A 17,535-nucleotide genomic window follows, 5' to 3' on the forward strand; every position below is an offset into this window, starting at 1 on the left:
AGGGATCAGGCGACGAGGCGGGTGATCTGGATCGACGCGTTCGTGGTGCTGTCGAAGATCCCGCGGAACGGCAGGCTCAACATCACGTCGTCGGTGTTGCCGCCTTTGTTGGGCGCGCCGTCGAGGAACCGGGCCTTCGGGATCGTGATCGTGTATTTCTTGTTGGCCTCGACGCCGACGGTGAACGAGATCGCGCCGGAGCCATGGGCGAGGACGGCCGCGTACTGATCGTTGCCCTCGAAATACAGCTCCGCGGTGCCAGTGACGTTGCAGCGACCGACGCCGAACTCGGCGGAGTAGAGCGTGCCGACGGCGTCGCGCACGCGCATCTCGTTGTTGACCTCGATCTGCAGCGACTTGAGCCGGATCGGGGTCGTGGTGCCGCCAACGGTCAGCGTGCCGACGTTCGCCGAAGACGTGGCGGGCTGGTTGGTGTTGGCCGCCGCGTAGGTCGCACCGGTGACGATCGCCGTGTCCAGCGTCTCCTGCACGCCCATCAGGCCGAACGAGCCCGTCACCTTCTGCCGCGAGGGCAGGTTGAGCGACATGGTGTTGACCATCACGCCCGCGAACCGGCTGAAGCTGTTGGTGCCGCCGAAGTTGATGGTCTCCTCGATCGTGAAGGAGGGGCGCAGCACGCCGTTTTTCAGGACGTTGGTCGCCCAGGCGCCGCGCAGCGCGGCGGCGATGAAGTCGTCGAAGGTGTCGCCCGACAGCTCGAAATCGTAGGAGCCGGTCACGTCCTGCGAGGTCATCAGCTCGTCGCGGACGTTCCGATCGGCCTGGATCTCGTCGATCGTGGCGGTGCCCTTGTTCGTGCGCAGGCCGCCGCCGGTGATGCGCAGCAGCTTAAACGACGGGGTGGCGGGAATGACGCCGAAGTTGGTCTCGGCGACGTACGCGGTACGCCGCTCGCTGCCATTGGCGAAGGCCATGGTGCTCTCCTGAGGGTGGTAGCGGGAAGGCGCGACGCGGCGCGCGAAAGGCCTCTCCGACGGGGGAGAGGATCAGGCTCGGGCCGCGCGGGCGGCCGGATCAGGCGATGATGTCGTGCTCGTAGGGGACGGCGAACGACAGGGTGAACCAGCCGCCGGCATCGTTGCGGTCGTCGATGACGGGCTGGGACGGCGCGAAACAGCGGACGCCGTCGAAGTTTTTGCCCCGGAACAGGGCGGCGATCTCATCGACCAGGGCGAGCGCGCCGACGACGCCCGACCCCGACTCGACGTTCAGCAGCACCCGGAACGCGCCCTCGTCACGCCACACGTTCGCGCCGGGCGCGCCCATGCTGATCTGCTCCGAGGTCGAGACCGGATAGTGGACCTCGAGGTAGGCGCTGTTGTCGGCCGGGGTCTCAGCGTCCTGGGTGTTGAGCCCGCGCACCGGTGGCCGGCCCGGTTGCGCCCCCGACCACGCTTTCAGCCGGCCCTCGACCGCGGCAGAGACCGCAGAGAGCGCCACGGCTCAGCGGCCCTCGTCGATCTTGATGCATGGCTGACGGGTCAACCAAGTCTCATGCTGGTCGGGGTCGCCCTTTCGAATGCGCTTGGCGAGCGCGTCGGCAGAGGCCGTCTGCGCCCAATCGCCGATCGCTCCACCGAGCATGGAGCGGTAGCTGAAGCCGATGTAGGCGACCTGCCCGAACCGTTTCTGAGCCATCGTAGCGACGCTCTCGTAGACGCCATCGGGCGCCTGCTTCGATGCGCCCCTTTCGAGTTTTCGCGCGTACGGCTGGGCATTCATCACGATGTACTGCTCGGCCGGCGGCGGGTTGAGCGGGTCCATCTCCCGGTCGTCGGCGAACCAGATGTGGCTGCGGGCGTAGCGCTCCGTCAGCACGGGCGAGTGAACGATCAGCATCTCGTCCACCCACTGGATCACCTGCCGCAGCAGGTGGAAGCGGAAGACGATGACGCCGCGGTCGGGGTTGACGGTGCTCAACGGCGCCTCAGCACGGCCATCCACGAAGGTGTCGTGCCCCGGCACGTGCCCGAGCGCGGCCCGGTTGATCTCCTGGCTCTCGCGCAGGCCCTCGCGGGCGCGCTCGGCGATCAGGGCGCGGCGACGCTCCGGCGAGAGCGAGGCCGCCACCGTCAGGCGGACGTCGAGGCCCGAGGACTTGAAGCGGGTGAGCGCCATCTAGCCCTCCACCGTCACGTTCATCCGCACCAACGTGCCGGCGATCCGCACCGGTTCCACGAACTTCACCGTGCGGGTGCGCCCGTCGAAGATGATGCGGTCGAGCTTCTTGAGCCGGGTCGAGTCGGCGTCGGCGAACTCGGCGGGCAGCCCCGTCGGCGAGAGCACTACCTGCGTGTCGCCCTGCTGAAGGCCGCCGGCCAGTTCGTCCGGTCGGTAGCCGCGGACGAAGGCGCGGAACGGCTTCTCGATCGCAGTGCCGTTCGCCACAGGCCGGCGCAGGGTGATGTCCTGCCCGTGCGCGCGGATTTGCTGGTCGAGCATAGCGATGGCGGCAGCGGGGCTCATGCGAACGCGAGCCTCCGGTATTGCGACAGCGTGGCCTCCGCCTCTGGATGCGGCAGCGAGGCACCCGCCCCCTGGACGTAGAAGCTCCGCGAACCCACGCCCTCGACGTCGTCGCTCTTCACCATCGGGTCGCGCCCGAGCCCGAAGGCAGGTCCGCCGACCAACTGGATCACGGCGCGCTCGACGTCGGCGGGCAGCTTCTCCGCGCCAACGGGCGGGTTCGCGTAATCGTCCGCCTCGCTCGGCAGCACCCACCCGGCGACGTACTCGACGGCGACGACGCGGCCGTGAAAGGCCCGGCGGTCGCCGTCCTGAAGCCGGTAGAGCAACCGGTCGTCCACTTCGTAGGTGGCCGGGCTCAGCAGCAGGCCGTCCACCGCTACCGCCTGGATCGACACGACCGGGCCAGCATCGAGCAGCAGCCCGAGATAGAGGTCGTCGCGGCACCGGTTCGCGAGGTCGAAGCGCTCGCGGTAGGTGGCGCGGCCGAACACGCGGCGGCAGAACGTCGAGGCCTGGGCGGAGGCTTGGTCGATCCAGCGCTCCAGCTGTGCGTCGGTCGGCGCGGTCGCGGGCAGGCCGAGATCGCCGCGGGCATTCGTGGCCGTCGTCAGGCGCGTGCTCGCGGGCGGCGCGATGATGGATGTGCTCATCGATTTACCGCGTAGATCGCGACCGGGATGGAGTAGGAGGCGCCGATGGCGAGCGCCGGCACCTGCAGCACCACCCGAAGCGTGTTGGCCGCGGTCGGGAAGGCATGATGCACGGCATAGCCCGCAAGCAGAGCCGCCGAGGACGTGGGCAGCACGAGCAGCAGATCGGTAGCCAGGGCGCCAGGGCAGGAGATACCGTTGACCGCCCGCACGCCGCTGCTGATGGCAAGGAGTGCGGTCTCGGTGACGATGGAGGTGCAGACGAGCTGCGCCGCTTTCGGGCCCGCCGGGCCTACAGCACCCTGAGGCCCTGCCGAGCCAGCGGGGCCGGTATCCCCCTTCGGACCAGCCGGTCCACTCGGGCCTGCTGCTCCTGCCGCGCCCGAAAGTCCTCGCTCGCCAGTAGGGCCGGCCGGACCCACTGGTCCAGCCACGCCGTCTGCGCCGCGAGGCCCAGCAGGGCCCATTGGTCCCACAGGTCCAGGGTTGCCTGCTGCACCCGCAGGGCCTGCTGGCCCCATAGCTCCAGGCTGTCCGGTCGGTCCTGTGTCACCCGTTGATCCCTTTGCTCCTTTGGGACCAATATCGCCCTTCGGGCCCGGCGCGCCATCCGCACCGGCTACGCCCGGCTCGCCGCGTTCCCCAGCCGGCCCAGGGAGGCCCATACCGGGACTGCCAATGCCGCGCGTCTCGGCCGGAGAAACGAGGCAGAGCGAGAGGCAGGCGACGAGGTATAGGACGGCGGCGAAGCGCATCAGGCGGTTGCCGTTTCGGGCAGAGGCAGCCTCGCGCCCCACCATTTCACTGCGAGCATGGGTTCGGCGCGGATCATCTCGCGAAACTCGGCGCGCTCTTCTCGGCCCTGAAGCCGAAACATCCGGCGGAAAACCCTGATGTTGTGCCGCTGCGTGTCGGTCATCACGACCCGTTCCCATACTGAAGCTCGGGCGCGCACGGGCCGCTCGGCGCCGACACCGCCATGATCGACACGAAGCTCGGATTGCTGGTCCCCACCACCTCGACGGTGCGGGCGAGATACCGGATGCCGGTGGTCGCCGTGACCTGCTCCGACAGCGACGACACCCGGCGGATGCGGACATCCACGTCGCACGGGTTCACGAACCGATAGGTCGTGGCGTTTGCGGGCTTCGAGATCGCGAACTGCTTCGGGGTCGTCGTCACGCCGTCGAAGATGATTGGGTCTATCGTCGCGCGGACGAAAGGCGCCGACATGACGTTGAGAACCGGGCCGGGCTGCGGCTCGTAGCCGTTGACGCCCTGACTCAGGGCCGGCGCCGCACCCGCGAGGGCGAAGAGTGCCGCCGCTAATGCGATCCGCCTCATAACGCCCCCCCCCGCACCCCGCGCGTCTCAGGCCGCCGGCCGGGTGACGTATTCTTCGATCACCTCGTCCGCTTCCGCGGTCGCGGCGATGGGCCGGCCGGCGATGCGCGCGGCCAACGCGCGACGCTGGGTGTGGTGCAGACCCTTCCAATCCTCGGGCACGGCCACTTCCGTCAGCAGGCCGCGCCCAGCCTCTTCCGCCGCCAGCTCTTCCAGCGACAGGCCGCGCGCGGCTGCGAAGTTCTCGCGCGCGGCGAGCCGGGCCGCATCCTCGTCGGCATAGGGATTGTCGCCGATCACGGCACCGGCCGGGTCGAACAGGCGGACGCCGCCGCCCTCAATGGCCTCGAACCGGTAGTCGTCGAGCGTGAACAGCGGCGGAGACGGGGGCACCGGGGGAACCGGGACGACCGGAGCGGGCACGAGCGACAGGACGGTCGCCATGCGGTGCGCATGGGCCGCGTCGATCGCCGCGGGCAGGTTCGGATGCGGCTCGCCGTTCAGGATCACGCCACCTGGATCCTTGAGATTGAAGCCGCCGGCCTCCGTATCCTCGACTGTATAGCCAGCCGGCAGCGCGGTCGGATCGGCCGCCTCGGCAATCGGGCGCACCTCGACGCCGGCGGCCTCCAAGTCGTCGTCGGTCGCCGGAACGGCGGTGCCGTTCACGATGGCGTTCTGCGCCGCGCTGTACGGGACATCGACCACCGAGCCCGCGAGGCGGCCGATCAGCTGCTTCACCCACATGAGACCACCTCTAGTTCAGAATTTTCCTGGGCCCGGCGATCAAGCGCGACCGCCGGGCTGCACACGGATCAGTCGACGATGGCGGAGGGGAGCGGCTCGGACTGGTAGCGGTGCCCGTCGAGCAGCACGTCGACGCTGGTGACGTTCCCGGCGTTCGAGGCGCCGGTCGACACGATCAGCGTGCGGTATCCGTTGGTGACGTCGAGGTAGGCCGGGTCGATGTGGAACACGACCGTCTTGCTCTTCACCGCCGCGTCGGTGGTGAAGGCGACGGCATCGGCTTGGCGCACCAGCGTGTCGGTCGCGTCCGTGTCGAGGTTCGCCCAGATCGGCACGGGATTGGTCAGCGCCTTGGCGCCGGTGCCGGCGACGTCGCGTGCCTGCTGCAGCGTGATCGGCACGACGGCGGCGTTGCCCTGGCTGATGTTGACGATCACCGTGGCGTAGCCGGCGTTCTTGAGGTTGACCGCTCGACCGGCCCGACCAGCGGCATCAGCCGCCGCGGCAAGAACCTTCACGAGCTTGGTGGCGGTGGCGAAATTGCGCTTCGGCATGGCTGCGCTCCTGGCTGTCCGATGGTGGAAGGGGGGTCCGCCAGGGCGCTCGGTCCTGGCGATTCGTCGCGACGTGAACGGCGGAGAGCCGCCTCAGGAGCGCGTGCCGAGGGTGACGAACGGCGAGGTCGTGTTGATGCCGCGATAGGGCGTCAGCGGCTTTTGCCAGAGCGGCTGGCCGTTGAACCGGTAGACGAAGCGGAAGCAGGTCTCGTCGTAGATGAACCGGACGTGGATCGAGGAGGCTTCCTGGATCGGCCCCTTGTCGATCGCCAGGTACTGCGAGAGGTCGGCGAGCACGACGTCGCCCGCGGTGCCGAGCGCGGCCGCGTACTCGACCGGGATGACCGGCCGGCCCATAAGGGTGCCGTACTGGTTCCCGTTGGTACCGGGCGGCTGATACTGCACCTGCGGGAACGCGAGCCCGCCGACGTTATCGGTGCCGGAGACGTTCTTCACCAGCAGCATCAGCTGGAACAGCTGGATCTCGACTTCCTGGTTGATGAGCCAGACCGCGTTGCGGCGGTTCCGCGGCGGCATGCGCGACCACATCTTGAGGATGTTGTTCGCCACGACGGTGCCGGCCATCTGCCCGGTCTCCTTCGGCACCACGATGGTGCAGCCGGAGTTCAGGAAGCCGAGCGGCTTGCCCGCGCCCGAGCCGTTCATGATCGCGTCGCCGATCTGGAACGCGAACTCGTCGCGGAAGGCCTGGGTGATCCACGACTGGAGCGCCGTGGTGTCCTGCAGCAGCTCGTCGGTCGCGTAGCAGAGGCCCACGAGCTTCTGCAGCTCCATGTTGATCTGCTTGAAGCGCGGCTTGCTGTCCGGCTTCAGGCCGGCCTCGCCGATCCAGTAGGCCTGGATACCACCCCAACGCGAGCCATTGGCCCGGCTCGTCTCGTCGACGCCATTGGCGCGCAGGCCGTTCGAGTTGGCGCCGATCGAGATACGCCGCACGCGCGAGGCGAGCTCGTCCTCCTCGAAGGCGGTGGTGAGCAGGTCGTTGACGAAGTCGGTCTGGACGAGGAAGCCGCCGTCCGCCGCGATGCCCTCGGACATGCCGGTGGGGCCGGCACGCATGCCGTCCGTCGCCTGTAGGCGCGGATCGACGTTGCCGCCGGCGATGCCGGCGCGCGCGATCGCCATCATCTGCTCGCCGAGGCTGGCGAAGCCGTTGCCGGTGCGAGGCTGTGCGGCCGTGCGGCGGTCGGCCTGTTCATTGGCGTCCGGCGCGGTCACGCCGAGCGCACGCTGGCGCTCCTGATGGGCCTCGGCGCGCTCGATGCTCTTCTGGTTCTCCTGAAGAGCCGCCTCAATCGCGTCGACGCGCTCGGCCTCGTCCTTGGTGAGGTCGCGCTGCTCCGCGGCGGCCTTGTCGAAGATCGCGGTCGCCTCGTTGGTGAGGTCGGCACGCTGCTGACGGAGGAACTTCAGCATGGTCGGTTTCCTTGTGCGAAGCCGGGCAGAACGGACGGGAGATGTCGGCCCACTGCCCGGCGGCGTGGCGACGGGGACGGCTCAGGCCGTGCGTTGGCGAAAGGAGTGCCGACGGTGGCGCAGGGCGTTGAGGGCTGCGGCCGACGCGAGGGCCGGGTCAGCCGCGGGCGGCTCGTCGGCGACGTCGCTGGCTGCCTGGGTGGTGCCGTCAGGCGAATCGCCTGCGGCGTCCGCACGGGTCTCCCCGCCGGTCTCGTCGGCCGCGGCCCGGTGCTCGATCACCCCGCCTTCGGCCTTGCGCCGGGGGCTCTGCCCCGGCTTCATCTTGGCGACGCGCTGAAGCGTCTGCGTCATGGTCGCGACGCCATCGGCCATGCCGGAGGCGACCGCCTCCTTGGCCCGCATGGTGCGACCGCGGCCGAAATCGGCCTTCACTTTCGCCACCGGGACGCCGCGGCCCTTGGCGACGGCACCGACGAAGTCGCCCATGAAGCTGTTGACCTGGCTGCGCAGGTACGTCTCGGCCTCCTCGCCGAGCGGCTCGTACTGATTGCCCTCGACCTTGAACGGCGAGTCGTCGGCCTTCACGAAGGTGATCTTGACCCCGTCCATCTCGGCCGCCGCCGAGAAGTCCCGGTGCATCATGTAGACGCCGATCGAGCCGACCTCGCCGCTCGGCGTGATCCAGACCTCATCGCAGACGGAGGCAAGCCAGTAGGACGCCGAGGCTGCGAGGCTGTCGACCTGCGCGATGATCGGCTTCTCGCCGCGCGCGGCCATGATCTCGGCGGCGAGTTCCTGAACGCCGTTGACGCTGCCGCCGGGCGAGTCGTGGTGGAACACGATCGCCTTAACCGCCGGGTCGGCGAGCGCCTGCTGCAGCGAGCGCGAGACCCGCTCGGTGGACGTGCCCTGCGGACCGCTCATGTCGTCGACCTGGGCGGAGCGCTGCGAGATGATGCCGTAGACGCCGATGACCGCGATGACGGAAGCCTCCGCCACCGCAGTGCCGTCACGCGATCGCGCCTCGACCGTCGCGCCATCGGCAGCGAGCCCGAAATAGGTCGGCAGGCCGTTCACGGTGGACTGGCCGGCAATCACGACGGCGCCGCGCACCTGCGAGTGCGATTCCGCCAGTTCGCGGGCCCGATCCGCGTCGATCCGAGCGCCGCCGGACGCGCGGTGGCCGACCACTTCCACGAGTCCGGCGAGCCAATCCTCGGACAGGGCCCACGGGCGCCGGGCGATGGCCGCCATCAGGTGCGGGAAGCGCTTCGTCATTCGTCGGGCTCCTCGCGCGCGTCATCCGCGCTCGCCTCGATGAGCGCGGGCCCTCCATCGGGGCCGTTGCGGTTCGATTCCGGGTTCCGCTCGCCGCCGCCGTTGCCGGGCAGCTTGTCGGACGTGGCGCCCGTGTTGGGCTGGAGCGGCTCGTCGAGGCCGGGCAACGGGTTGTAGCCGAGGGCGTCGCGCACCTCGTTTCGGGTGAGCACGCCGTTGAGGACAAGGCGGCTGAAGAATTCGGCCTGGGCCTTCGAGTCGCCGCGGATCAGGTCCTCGATGTCGAAGCGTGCCTCATAGAGGCGAGGCGCGAGGATCAGGTCGCGCCGGATCGCGTGCGTCCAGCAATCGAGCCACGGCCGAAGATCGTTGCGGACGAAGGCCAGCATGATCGCCTCGACGCCCGAGCCCCACGACGTTGTCTTGGTCATGTGGTGGAGCAAGACCGGCGGGACGCCGAGCCAGCGACACACCTCCTCGATCTGGTGCTGGCGCGTGGAGAGGAACTGCGCATCCTCGGCGGTCAGGCTGATCGCCTCGAACTTGGCGCCGTCCTCAAGGATCGGTGTGCCGCCCGCGTTCGAGAGGCCGTTGTAGGTGCGGCGCCAGTCTTCCTTGAAGCGCTGGAAGGCCTCGTCGCTCCACGATTTCGGGACCGTGATGACGCCAGACGGCCGGGCACCGTTCGAGAACAAGCGGGCGCCGTGCTCTTCCGTGGCGAGCGCGAGGCCGACCGTCTGCCGCGCGTAGGTGATCGGGCTGATGCCGACGATGCCGGGGGCGATGCTGCCGCGCAGGTGCAGGATTTCGTCCTGCATCAGGCGGCGCGTGCCGCGCAACGGGTCGGTGACGGTGTAGCGGAGGGTGTAATCCTGCAGCCGCTCGACCGAGACCCGATCGGGATGAAGCGGCTCGAGGCGGTCGGCGAAACCGCGCGGGCCGGCAACGATCTCGGCATACGCGTTTCCGCGCAGCGCGAGGTGCATCATCAGCATGGCCTTGAAGTCCCAGGCCGTCTGCCACCCGTTCGGCTGGTACTCTAAGAGGTCGTTGAGCGGATGCTCGGGCGCCTCGTAGCTCTTGCTGCCGTCCTTGCGGTAGATGCGCAGCGGGAGCGAGGCGATCGTCTTAGCGAGCAGGTTGACGGCCGCGTAGACCGCCGAGAACTGCATGGCGATGTCGGGCGTCACCCGGCGCCCGGCAAAGGTTTGGCCGCCGAGGTCGTCGGAGTACCAGCGGTCGTCGGCCGGATCCCATGAGGTCACGGCCGGAGCCGATTCCCGCGGGCTCGCACCCAGCATGGCCGAAAACAGGCCGCGCATCAGCCGTTGCCCCGCAGGGTCCCGACGATTGCGAGCGCGACCAGCACCCCGCCGCCGACGACGAAACCGAGCGGCTGGTAGTGCAGCCACGCGCCATAGCCGGCAATGCCGGCGCCGGCGGTGCCCATCAACTCGCGGAACACCTGCGCGCTCATGGTGACGCTCGGCGTCGGCGCCGGCGCCTCGGCTTGATCGGGGTAGCGGTCAGGGCGCATCGGGGCTCCGGCGCGGCTGTGGCGGCGTCAGCGGTAGCGGCACTGGAGATCGTCGAGGCGGCCGGACCGACCGCTCTCACCGCTCTCACCGCGGCCCCGCTGCCGCCCCTCCGGCGAGATCTCGGTGTCTGCGACAGGACGCGGGGATTGCTCGACGCGGGAGGCGCCCGGCTGACGGCCGGCCCGCTCGACCTCCGCCTTCCGATCATTGGTGCCGTAGTTCATGGGTCGCTCACAGACATGCGGCAGTGGCCCGTGAGGGCGCCGCAAGGGTTGGCGGAAGGGATGAGGTCAGGCGACCCGCAGGCCGCGCGTTTCGTAGACGGATCGGGTGTTGGCCGGCTCGGGATTCGTCGCCATCAGCGCCACCGCGTTGAACAGGGCCATCGCCACGTCGATCTTGGCGTCACCCGCGTTCTGCTTCGTCGCCCGGATCGCGGTGGCGGTGGGCTCGATTTTGAGGTTCGACACGCACCACGCGGCGAGGCCGGAGCCCGAGTGCCGCAGCGTGCCCGACGCCAGCTTCCGCTCCGCCGTCTTGATCGCGTTCATCAGGCCGTAGCCCTGCGAGACGCCGATCAGGAGCTTGTCGTCCTGGGTGATGCCGACCTCGGCAAAGGCCTCGATCAGCTCGCCCAAGCCCGCCGGATCGACACCGACACACGCCAGCAGGCCCGCATCCTTCACGCGTTCCGCGATGGCGACGATGGCCGAGATGTCGTCCAACTCGTCGGCGACGATCGTCAGCTCATCGGCCGCCTTGAACTCGTTCAGCTTCGCCGCGATGCTCTTGCGGCGCTCCAGCACACCCTTGTGGGCCCAAGCGTGCGTCCAGGCGAGCCAATCGCGAGTGACGCGGTCTCGACCCACCACAGCTAGGCCGAAGAGGTCGTCGAGGCCGCCGCCGTCAATGCCGATGCAGACGACCTCGCAGCGGTCGATCAGATCCTCAAGCGTCAGGCCGCCCGGCTCTGCGGCGCGCTCCCAGAACTCGGCGCCGGACCAGCGGTTGGCCCGTAGGCCCATGCCGATCTCGACGTTGAGATGCTTGGCGAGGAAGGTGCGGCGCGTGTCCTCGCCCTTGGCCTCTTCCTTCCGAAGCTCGTCTTCCAGCCACTCACGGCTGACGGACCGGTCGATGTTCGGGTTGGTGATGTAGAAGTTGTCGGGGTCGAGGTAGGCCTTCGCCTCGACCATGGCCTTCGGGAACTCGTAGATCAGGCCGAAGCTCTTCGGATCGACGACCTTGCCGTCCCGCACGTCGCGGAAGTAGTCGAGCTTCGCCTTGAACACCCCGGCCGGAGGCTCATCGCTCTGCGTCGAGAGCGAAATGACGAAGCCCTCGGGTCGAGAGACGAGGCCGCCGGTCGCCTCTCGCAGCATCGCATCCGCCTTCGGCCGCTTGCCGAAGATCCACAGCTCGTCGATCAGGATGCGCCCGGCTTTCTTGCCGGAAACCGTGTCAGTGTCCGCCGCGACGACCTTTAGGGCCGCCCGCGTGCTGAGATGCGTGATCGTCTTGAGGTGGTCCTGCACATGCAGGAAACCACCTTCGCCCGCCGCCGCGTCAAGTTCTGGGTCCGCCCGCACCATCGCGGCGGCGGGCTTGTAGGCGTTCTGCGCGACCTCAATCGTCGGCGCGAGGATCAGCACCTCTTCTTCGTGGCGCCAGTTGATGATGAGCGCCGTAAGCATGATGCCGGCGCCGAGGGTCGATTTGGTGTTCTTCTTGCTGATGAGCAGGAAGAACTCACGAATGAGCTGCTGGCCCTTGTCGGCGTCATAGGCACCGAAGATGGCCGCGACCCAATCGAAGACCCACTGTTCGCTGACCTCGCCGAAGGTCGGCCGTCCAGGCAGATCAACGACACGCAGCGACTTGAAGACGTCCAGCGCATCCTGCGCGGCCGCCGGAAACAGCGGCTTGAACGGGATCATCGACCGCCCGGCGACGATGCGCTTCTCCCAATCCGGGCAGGCGGTCGTCCACTCAGGTTTCACGGGTTGCTCGAAACCAGCCGCGGACCGCTACGCTGGGCGAACTTGCCGCCGCCAGCCGTCGCTTGGTCGGCTGCGGCCTGCCGCTGCTTCTTTTTACCCTCCGGCGCCGCGGCCTCGGCAAACGTTTTGGCGGCCAAGGCGAGGTTCTTCAGGGTGCCGGCGCGGCTCGACAGGCTCACCGCCTTCAGCATCGCATCCCGCCGACGGGCGGCATCCTTGCCGGGCGTCGCATCTTCGATCGCCTGCTCAATCTCGCCGATGTAGGCGGTGTCGGCCTCCAGCTCGTCGAGCATCCGGACGGCGAGGGACTGGCCGCGGGTGATGATCGCCTCGGGACTGGCGTCCACGGGCGCGGCTTCAGGCCTGACGCGCTCCACGATGGGCGCCACCGCGTCGGCCAAGGTCTGCGGATCGTGCGGAGTGGGCTGCGGAGTTTCGGCGCCGGGCCGGACCCACCCCTCGGCCTTCGCACGCAGGCGAATTGCCTTCTCGTCGCAGTTGTACCAGCGCGCCAACTCCCTGACAGGCAAAGCTGTTTTCGTGTAATCGCGCTCGACCGCCTTCCAGTCAATGGATTTTTTCGGCTTCGCCATCGTCAGAACGTCCGCAGCACTCCGCAGGCCTCGCGCTCACCCACTGGGAAAAAATCTGCGAATGCAACCCCATGCGGTTGCCGGCCCCTGCCCGCCCAGAGTTTGCACCCCACCCCTCCCTCTCGGGTCAGGCAGCCGCCCAGCGCTTGCGGGCCTGCCTCTCGGCGCGCCGGCGCTGCTGTCGAGTGCGCCGCTCCGGGGTCGCGTGCCCGCTCAGGATCCCCGAGGGCCCACCGCCGGTGCCGAGCATGATATTCCAGTAGAGCGCATCGGCGCGGGCCTTCAGGACGTCCGCCGCCGTCACCTTGGCCTGCCTCATAGGCCCATCCGCTCCGCCCTCGCCTGCGCCGTCTTCATCTGATGGTGCTTGGGGCAGAGGGCCTGTCCGTTGGCCGGGTCCAGTGGAGCGCCGCCGTCCTTCCGCTCGACGATGTGGTCGGCGTAGAGCCTGACCCCGCCACGTCCGCCCTGTGCCCCGCATTCCGGCCACTGGCAGCGCCAGTGCGCGCGCTTCAGGACCTCCAGGCGCCATGCCCTGTGATCAGCCGTCAGCAGTTCGGGATCGGCGCGCTTCGGGGCCGGGCGAGCTGTCCTCGTGTCGAGGGTGCCGAGGCGAGGCTGAAGGGTAGTGAGGCGGGCCATGCTCCATTCCCGACCCTCGACGTGCGCCGCGATCCGCTCGCCGTCCCTGGTGCCCTGAAGGGCGATGACCCCGTGCAGCGGGACGCGCCGCCAGCGATAGGCCGGGCGCCAGTTCATGGGGCTGTGCGGGGCTCCGGGGATCCACGTGTTGACCATGCGGGTCTCTTCGACCTCGTAGGCCAAGCGGCCGAACCAAAGGCCGCGAAGGCGGGTGCGGCCGGTGGCGGTCCACTCGTTGCGATCTTGGCTCGGCATGGGATGACCTTGCCTGATCTCGAAAATACTTCGCCTGATCCGCTTTTTACTGTTGACGTCCCAAGTATTTGCCTGTATAACTACAAGCACAGACAGAGACTGAGACAGCAAGTGACCTACAAGCTCTTCAACATCAAGACCAAGACGGTGATCAGCAGCGGCCTCACCCTTCAGATGGCGAGCTACTACTGCAAGACCAACCGGGACCTGATCTTCCTCCCGGCCTGATGGAAGGGGCCTTCGGGCCCCTCTCTCGTCCCATGCCCTATCCCAAACATAAAAAAGCCCCGTAGCGATCCTGTCGCTCGGGGCGCAACTTTCCAACGGTGAGAAGCGGCAGGGCCTGCGGCGGCCTCACATCCGTTCTCGCGCTCGAACCGTCCGTATTGTTCTGCAATCGGCGCAGGGCGGACAATAGCGCCGCTCTATCTCAGGTCAAGCGTCCGATAGGCTTCACGCCGCCTTGTGCACATGGTCGAAGGGGTAGCGGACCTCCGTCGTGCTGCCGAGCAGGCTGATCTCGACCACGACCTCTTCGGCCTGCATGTCGGTGAAAAGGGCACGGGCGGTGAAGCCGGCCATGGGGCCGGTCGTGACCTTGACGCTGTCGCCTGGCTCGAACGGCGCCGTGGGGGCGTGAGCCGTCGCGCCGCTGCGCTCAGCGTCCGCCATCCCCTCCAGCCACGCGAGGCCGACGCGCCCGATCTCCAGGGCGCCCCGCATGTTCGAACCGAGGATGCTGACGAGGCCGTGCCGGTTGCGACCCTCGGCGTCGCGCTCGCGCAGCAGGGCCAGCTCTTCGTCTCCGATGCCGCCGGGCGCGCCGACAAAGATGTAGGAGCGCATCGCCGGGCGCTGGAACTCGCGCCGCGGCAGCTTCAGATTCCCGCGCTCCGGCCGGCGCCAGAAGAACTCGCAGGGTACGTAGGTGAGGAACGGGGCGCCGTCGATCTCGCGGAGGCTCTGCGCAGCCTTCAACTCGCGCTGCGGCGCCGTCATGCAGACGTACCAGCGCTTCCCGGCGGCGGCGATGTCAGGCACCTTGTTGCGCTCTTCCTCGGGCAGCGGCACCTCGGCCGCAATCTTGGCGTCGTGCTGCGGCGTCGCCTTGGCGTCGAAGCCTCTTCCGTTCCGGCTGGCAGGCATGATCGGCTGTTCCTCGATACGCTACGGGAGGGGGTGGAAAACTGGCGTCAGGCGACGCGGGGCAGGCGCAGGGACGCCTTCCCGGGCTTTCTCGATGTCCGGCACCCGGGCGAGACGACCGTGACGACGGTCTGGCCGCAGACGACGAAGCCGGCAGCAGACGGGTCGCCGCGGCCGTCGTAGGCCCCCAGGGACGCTGCGAGTTCAGCCCGCATCAGCTGGCGCCACGTCTCGACATCGACGCCGTGGACGCGCTCCATCCAGCGAAGGAGGGCGTGGTCGGTGATTTCGAGGGTGGTCATGCTGCAGCTCGTGAGCGAGGGGCGAGACCGAACTCGGCCAGGATCGATGGCGGCACCTTCGTACCAGGGGTGTCCGGCGGCGGCGTGAGACGCCCGAGCGGCCAGTGACCTCCGCGACTGCGCCACATCTGCACTTCGGACCTCCAGCGGTCGTCGGAGAGGCTGGCGAGCATGTCCGCCGCTCCCGGGGCGGTGCCGGCTTGGCGCGCGGCCAGGGCCTCAGCCTTCGCGGCGTAGTCCTCCCATTGCCGATCCTTCGGGCTGAGCCAGAATTGAGCCTGCTTGACGTATTCCGTGTTCGTCTTGCCGGCACGCCGCAGCTCGGCAGCGTAAGCTCGCACCGCCGCCAAGAGGGTTTCCGGCAAGACACCCGCCTTCAAGGCCAGGGCGTACCGTGCCGCCGCCGGCGCTCGAGGGTTCGCGCCATCCCGCGGAGGGTAGGCCTCCCACCACTCGGCGAAGCCTTCCGGCTCGGCCCCCTTGGGGGCTTTGGGGGAGTCTTCTCTTCTCTTCTCTTTTAGGCTTCGATCTTTATGAAGCGGTGCTTCGTCCTGATCGTTGTTTTCCAATGGCTTAGCGGGCTCGTTTTCCAGGTCAGCCGACGGATTTCGCCGCTGACCTGAGATTTTTCCGCCCTTTCCTGCGTTTTCCCGGTTTTTTCGGACGGAATCGAGCTCGCGAGCGGCCCGCGCATTCTCGATCCGCCCGGCCGCCACGACGAGCTTGCCGGCTCGCACGAGCTCGTCGAGGTGACGCAGGAACAGCTTGAGCGTCTGATTGCACCGGCCGGCCAGACCGCGCTCGTTCAGCGCGATCGGGCCCTCGTTAAGCATGATGAGCTGGATGACGACGTGGTAGACCCGATAGGCGCCGTCGCTGAGGGCTTCGGTCCCGTCCATCCAGGCCGGGATGTCGTGCTTGTAGAAGCCTACCATCGGGCCGCCTCCGCAAGCACGTTGCAGGACACGTCGCAGAAGCACTCGACGCGGATGGTTGGGCCGCTGCGCTGCTTCAGGATTTCGATCTCGAGGGTATCGCGGACGACGTTAAGCCGGTCGAACTGCTCGGTGGTCGGCTCTGCGACGTGTTCGAGATAGTAGGCTTCGCGGAACAGGCCCAGCACCACGTCGGCATCCTGTTCGATCGAGCCGGAATCGCGCAGGTCGGACAGCACGGGCCGCTTGTCGGGCCGGCTCTCGACGCCGCGGCTGAGCTGCGACAGCGCCAGGATCGGGATGCCGAGCTCCTTCGCCAGCCGCTTCAGCGACCCGGAGATTTCGGTCATTTCCTGCACGCGATTGCCACTGTAGCGCTTCGAGGGGGCGATGAGACCGATGTGGTCGATCACCAGCAGGCCGAGGTAATGGCCGGCCCGCTCGAAGCGATTGCGCAGGCTGCGGGCGCGGGCCGCGATCTGGCTGACGGTGAGGCCGGGCTGCTGTTCGATTTCGAAGGGCAGCCGATCCAGTGCCCGACGCGCATCGTCGAGACGTCGGTAGGCCGACTCCCCGATGTCCACGCCCTGTGCGATCGCGCGGTAGCTGATCGGGTCGCGGCGATCGTAGGCGACGGCGGCCAGGGCACGCTCGGCGAGCTCCATGTCGTCCATCTCGAGCGAGACGAAGCCGACGCCGTACCCGGCCCGTGCCGAGGACAGAGCGAAGTGGATGCCCGCGGTCGTCTTTCCCATGCCGGGCCGGCCCGCGAGAATCAGGAGCTGATTGTCGCGCATGCCGAGCGTTGCCCGGTCCAGCCCCGGTAAGCCGAACGGCGCGCCGCGCTGCGCCCGCCCGCTCTGTGCCTCCCGAACGCGATCCAGCACTGCGGCCGCGCTCTGGCCGAGCCGCATCCGGCGCACGCTGCGGCCATGGCTCGCGACGATGACGGCGTCGAGCTCGTCCACCATCCCGGCGGCGTACTCGCCAGGGTCGGCGATCTCGCCGCCTGTCATCGCACCGACGGCGGCCTGTGCGGTCTCGAGGACGCGGCGCATCTGCGCGGCGTGCCGAATGGATCGGGCGTAGCCTGGGGCGTTGATGACGGTGGTGGCGCCGCCCGCGAGCGCGGCGAGATACTGCCCCACGGTCATGCCGCCGAGATCACGGTCGCCAACCGTCAGCTTGACGAGGCGGATATCGATGGGCTCGCCCGCGTCGCGGCGCAGGCACATCGCCTCATAGAGATGCCCGTTCACCGCCTCGGCGAAGTCCGAGGCCTCGACCAGATGGCGCACGCCGTCGAGCGCCGCTGCGTTGATGAGGATGGCGCCCAGGAGCGCCTGCTCCGACTCAACTGAGTGAGGGCCGAACTCGAACGCTGCGTCAGCGGCCGACATCACGCCCGCCTTCCGATCGGCGTGACGGTGCCGCGAACGAAGGCCTGCTGCGCGGGGGTCATGCAGAGGTCTATGAACTCGCGGTAGGCCTGCTGCGCGGCCATACCGTCCGCGAAGGCGAGTGTCCGGTCCGCCTTTTCGCGGGCAGTGGCATACCGCGCCCATGCTTCAGCCTGACGGCGGTCGCGCTCGGCATCGAGGTCGATGACGCTCATGGC

The 17,535-nt window shown here is 68.4% G+C and carries 24 protein-coding genes; all 24 read right to left on the reverse strand.

The annotated features are described in order from the left end of the window. Window positions 1–5: 5 nt before the first annotated feature. Entirely contained in the window at window positions 6–935 is a 930-nt protein-coding gene (locus tag AAHG03_RS18645; protein WP_342152319.1) for a phage tail tube protein, read from the reverse strand. A gap of 100 nt (window positions 936–1,035) precedes the next feature. Then, window positions 1,036–1,461, reverse strand: coding sequence for a phage tail terminator-like protein (locus tag AAHG03_RS18650; RefSeq protein ID WP_342152320.1), 426 nt, complete (start codon window positions 1,459–1,461; stop codon window positions 1,036–1,038). A gap of 3 nt (window positions 1,462–1,464) precedes the next feature. After that, on the reverse strand, window positions 1,465–2,139 hold the full coding sequence (locus AAHG03_RS18655; RefSeq protein ID WP_342152322.1) for a hypothetical protein: 675 nt from the start codon (window positions 2,137–2,139) through the stop codon (window positions 1,465–1,467). Continuing rightward, a complete protein-coding gene (locus AAHG03_RS18660; protein WP_342152325.1) occupies window positions 2,140–2,487 on the reverse strand; it encodes a hypothetical protein in 348 nt (115 codons plus the stop codon). After that, on the reverse strand, window positions 2,484–3,140 hold the full coding sequence (locus tag AAHG03_RS18665; protein WP_342152326.1) for a hypothetical protein: 657 nt from the start codon (window positions 3,138–3,140) through the stop codon (window positions 2,484–2,486). Before AAHG03_RS18665 ends, AAHG03_RS18660 begins: the two co-directional genes overlap by 4 nt. Further along, complete coding sequence (locus tag AAHG03_RS18670) at window positions 3,137–3,295, reverse strand: hypothetical protein (RefSeq protein WP_342152327.1); 159 nt, start codon at window positions 3,293–3,295, stop codon at window positions 3,137–3,139. The genes AAHG03_RS18665 and AAHG03_RS18670 overlap by 4 nt, the downstream gene beginning before the upstream one ends. A gap of 599 nt (window positions 3,296–3,894) precedes the next feature. Beyond that, complete coding sequence (locus AAHG03_RS18675) at window positions 3,895–4,059, reverse strand: hypothetical protein (RefSeq protein ID WP_342152329.1); 165 nt, start codon at window positions 4,057–4,059, stop codon at window positions 3,895–3,897. Beyond that, window positions 4,059–4,484: a hypothetical protein gene (locus AAHG03_RS18680; RefSeq protein ID WP_342152330.1), complete on the reverse strand. Its 426-nt coding sequence runs from the start codon at window positions 4,482–4,484 to the stop codon at window positions 4,059–4,061. The genes AAHG03_RS18675 and AAHG03_RS18680 overlap by 1 nt, the downstream gene beginning before the upstream one ends. A gap of 27 nt (window positions 4,485–4,511) precedes the next feature. Further along, the gene (locus AAHG03_RS18685; protein WP_342152332.1) at window positions 4,512–5,231 is read right to left on the reverse strand and encodes a hypothetical protein; all 720 of its coding nucleotides are present in this window, start codon (window positions 5,229–5,231) and stop codon (window positions 4,512–4,514) included. 68 nt (window positions 5,232–5,299) lie between these two features. Further along, complete coding sequence (locus tag AAHG03_RS18690; RefSeq protein ID WP_342152334.1) at window positions 5,300–5,785, reverse strand: hypothetical protein; 486 nt, start codon at window positions 5,783–5,785, stop codon at window positions 5,300–5,302. Window positions 5,786–5,878: 93 nt separating this feature from the next. Beyond that, on the reverse strand, window positions 5,879–7,225 hold the full coding sequence (locus tag AAHG03_RS18695; RefSeq protein WP_342152336.1) for a phage major capsid protein: 1,347 nt from the start codon (window positions 7,223–7,225) through the stop codon (window positions 5,879–5,881). 81 nt (window positions 7,226–7,306) lie between these two features. Further along, on the reverse strand, window positions 7,307–8,506 hold the full coding sequence (locus AAHG03_RS18700) for a S49 family peptidase (RefSeq protein WP_342152338.1): 1,200 nt from the start codon (window positions 8,504–8,506) through the stop codon (window positions 7,307–7,309). Beyond that, the gene (locus AAHG03_RS18705) at window positions 8,503–9,771 is read right to left on the reverse strand and encodes a phage portal protein (RefSeq protein ID WP_342152339.1); all 1,269 of its coding nucleotides are present in this window, start codon (window positions 9,769–9,771) and stop codon (window positions 8,503–8,505) included. Before AAHG03_RS18705 ends, AAHG03_RS18700 begins: the two co-directional genes overlap by 4 nt. 56 nt (window positions 9,772–9,827) lie before the next feature. After that, window positions 9,828–10,043: a hypothetical protein gene (locus AAHG03_RS18710; RefSeq protein WP_342152341.1), complete on the reverse strand. Its 216-nt coding sequence runs from the start codon at window positions 10,041–10,043 to the stop codon at window positions 9,828–9,830. 27 nt (window positions 10,044–10,070) lie between these two features. Continuing rightward, window positions 10,071–10,268, reverse strand: a complete 198-nt coding sequence (locus AAHG03_RS18715; protein ID WP_342152342.1) for a hypothetical protein — start codon at window positions 10,266–10,268, stop codon at window positions 10,071–10,073. A gap of 66 nt (window positions 10,269–10,334) precedes the next feature. Next, window positions 10,335–11,981: a terminase large subunit gene (locus tag AAHG03_RS18720; protein ID WP_342152467.1), complete on the reverse strand. Its 1,647-nt coding sequence runs from the start codon at window positions 11,979–11,981 to the stop codon at window positions 10,335–10,337. 59 nt (window positions 11,982–12,040) lie between these two features. Next, complete coding sequence (locus AAHG03_RS18725; protein ID WP_342152343.1) at window positions 12,041–12,637, reverse strand: hypothetical protein; 597 nt, start codon at window positions 12,635–12,637, stop codon at window positions 12,041–12,043. A gap of 127 nt (window positions 12,638–12,764) precedes the next feature. Continuing rightward, window positions 12,765–12,956 carry a hypothetical protein gene (locus AAHG03_RS18730; RefSeq protein ID WP_342152344.1) on the reverse strand — a complete coding sequence of 64 codons (192 nt, stop codon included), beginning with the start codon at window positions 12,954–12,956 and terminating at the stop codon, window positions 12,765–12,767. Continuing rightward, entirely contained in the window at window positions 12,953–13,534 is a 582-nt protein-coding gene (locus tag AAHG03_RS18735) for an HNH endonuclease signature motif containing protein (RefSeq protein ID WP_342152346.1), read from the reverse strand. The genes AAHG03_RS18730 and AAHG03_RS18735 overlap by 4 nt, the downstream gene beginning before the upstream one ends. A gap of 453 nt (window positions 13,535–13,987) precedes the next feature. After that, window positions 13,988–14,680 carry a transcription termination/antitermination protein NusG gene (gene nusG, locus AAHG03_RS18740; RefSeq protein WP_342152348.1) on the reverse strand — a complete coding sequence of 231 codons (693 nt, stop codon included), beginning with the start codon at window positions 14,678–14,680 and terminating at the stop codon, window positions 13,988–13,990. 47 nt (window positions 14,681–14,727) lie between these two features. Next, entirely contained in the window at window positions 14,728–14,982 is a 255-nt protein-coding gene (locus AAHG03_RS18745) for a hypothetical protein (RefSeq protein WP_342152349.1), read from the reverse strand. Then, window positions 14,979–15,917, reverse strand: a complete 939-nt coding sequence (locus tag AAHG03_RS18750; RefSeq protein ID WP_342152351.1) for a DUF1376 domain-containing protein — start codon at window positions 15,915–15,917, stop codon at window positions 14,979–14,981. The genes AAHG03_RS18745 and AAHG03_RS18750 overlap by 4 nt, the downstream gene beginning before the upstream one ends. Then, the gene (locus AAHG03_RS18755; RefSeq protein WP_342152353.1) at window positions 15,911–17,317 is read right to left on the reverse strand and encodes a replicative DNA helicase; all 1,407 of its coding nucleotides are present in this window, start codon (window positions 17,315–17,317) and stop codon (window positions 15,911–15,913) included. The genes AAHG03_RS18750 and AAHG03_RS18755 overlap by 7 nt, the downstream gene beginning before the upstream one ends. Beyond that, on the reverse strand, window positions 17,317–17,532 hold the full coding sequence (locus AAHG03_RS18760) for a hypothetical protein (protein ID WP_342152355.1): 216 nt from the start codon (window positions 17,530–17,532) through the stop codon (window positions 17,317–17,319). The genes AAHG03_RS18755 and AAHG03_RS18760 overlap by 1 nt, the downstream gene beginning before the upstream one ends. Between the last annotated feature and the right edge of the window lie 3 nt (window positions 17,533–17,535).

Origin of the sequence: Methylorubrum subtropicum (assembly GCF_038442325.1) — a bacterium.
GTDB lineage: Bacteria > Pseudomonadota > Alphaproteobacteria > Rhizobiales > Beijerinckiaceae > Methylobacterium > Methylobacterium subtropicum.

Bases quoted from the DNA above. Each gene is read 5' to 3' on its own strand.
- AAHG03_RS18645 (WP_342152319.1), bottom strand. From the start codon at position 935: ATGGCCTTCGCCAATGGCAGCGAGCGGCGTACCGCGTACGTCGCCGAG.
- AAHG03_RS18655 (WP_342152322.1), bottom strand. From the start codon at position 2,139: ATGGCGCTCACCCGCTTCAAGTCCTCGGGCCTCGACGTCCGCCTGACG.
- AAHG03_RS18660 (WP_342152325.1), bottom strand. From the start codon at position 2,487: ATGAGCCCCGCTGCCGCCATCGCTATGCTCGACCAGCAAATCCGCGCG.
- AAHG03_RS18665 (WP_342152326.1), bottom strand. From the start codon at position 3,140: ATGAGCACATCCATCATCGCGCCGCCCGCGAGCACGCGCCTGACGACG.
- AAHG03_RS18675 (WP_342152329.1), bottom strand. From the start codon at position 4,059: ATGACCGACACGCAGCGGCACAACATCAGGGTTTTCCGCCGGATGTTT.
- AAHG03_RS18680 (WP_342152330.1), bottom strand. From the start codon at position 4,484: ATGAGGCGGATCGCATTAGCGGCGGCACTCTTCGCCCTCGCGGGTGCG.
- AAHG03_RS18685 (WP_342152332.1), bottom strand. From the start codon at position 5,231: ATGTGGGTGAAGCAGCTGATCGGCCGCCTCGCGGGCTCGGTGGTCGAT.
- AAHG03_RS18690 (WP_342152334.1), bottom strand. From the start codon at position 5,785: ATGCCGAAGCGCAATTTCGCCACCGCCACCAAGCTCGTGAAGGTTCTT.
- AAHG03_RS18695 (WP_342152336.1), bottom strand. From the start codon at position 7,225: ATGCTGAAGTTCCTCCGTCAGCAGCGTGCCGACCTCACCAACGAGGCG.
- AAHG03_RS18700 (WP_342152338.1), bottom strand. From the start codon at position 8,506: ATGACGAAGCGCTTCCCGCACCTGATGGCGGCCATCGCCCGGCGCCCG.
- AAHG03_RS18710 (WP_342152341.1), bottom strand. From the start codon at position 10,043: ATGCGCCCTGACCGCTACCCCGATCAAGCCGAGGCGCCGGCGCCGACG.
- AAHG03_RS18715 (WP_342152342.1), bottom strand. From the start codon at position 10,268: ATGAACTACGGCACCAATGATCGGAAGGCGGAGGTCGAGCGGGCCGGC.
- AAHG03_RS18720 (WP_342152467.1), bottom strand. From the start codon at position 11,981: ATGATCCCGTTCAAGCCGCTGTTTCCGGCGGCCGCGCAGGATGCGCTG.
- AAHG03_RS18725 (WP_342152343.1), bottom strand. From the start codon at position 12,637: ATGGCGAAGCCGAAAAAATCCATTGACTGGAAGGCGGTCGAGCGCGAT.
- AAHG03_RS18730 (WP_342152344.1), bottom strand. From the start codon at position 12,956: ATGAGGCAGGCCAAGGTGACGGCGGCGGACGTCCTGAAGGCCCGCGCC.
- AAHG03_RS18735 (WP_342152346.1), bottom strand. From the start codon at position 13,534: ATGCCGAGCCAAGATCGCAACGAGTGGACCGCCACCGGCCGCACCCGC.
- nusG (WP_342152348.1), bottom strand. From the start codon at position 14,680: ATGCCTGCCAGCCGGAACGGAAGAGGCTTCGACGCCAAGGCGACGCCG.
- AAHG03_RS18745 (WP_342152349.1), bottom strand. From the start codon at position 14,982: ATGACCACCCTCGAAATCACCGACCACGCCCTCCTTCGCTGGATGGAG.
- AAHG03_RS18750 (WP_342152351.1), bottom strand. From the start codon at position 15,917: ATGGTAGGCTTCTACAAGCACGACATCCCGGCCTGGATGGACGGGACC.
- AAHG03_RS18755 (WP_342152353.1), bottom strand. From the start codon at position 17,317: ATGTCGGCCGCTGACGCAGCGTTCGAGTTCGGCCCTCACTCAGTTGAG.
- AAHG03_RS18760 (WP_342152355.1), bottom strand. From the start codon at position 17,532: ATGAGCGTCATCGACCTCGATGCCGAGCGCGACCGCCGTCAGGCTGAA.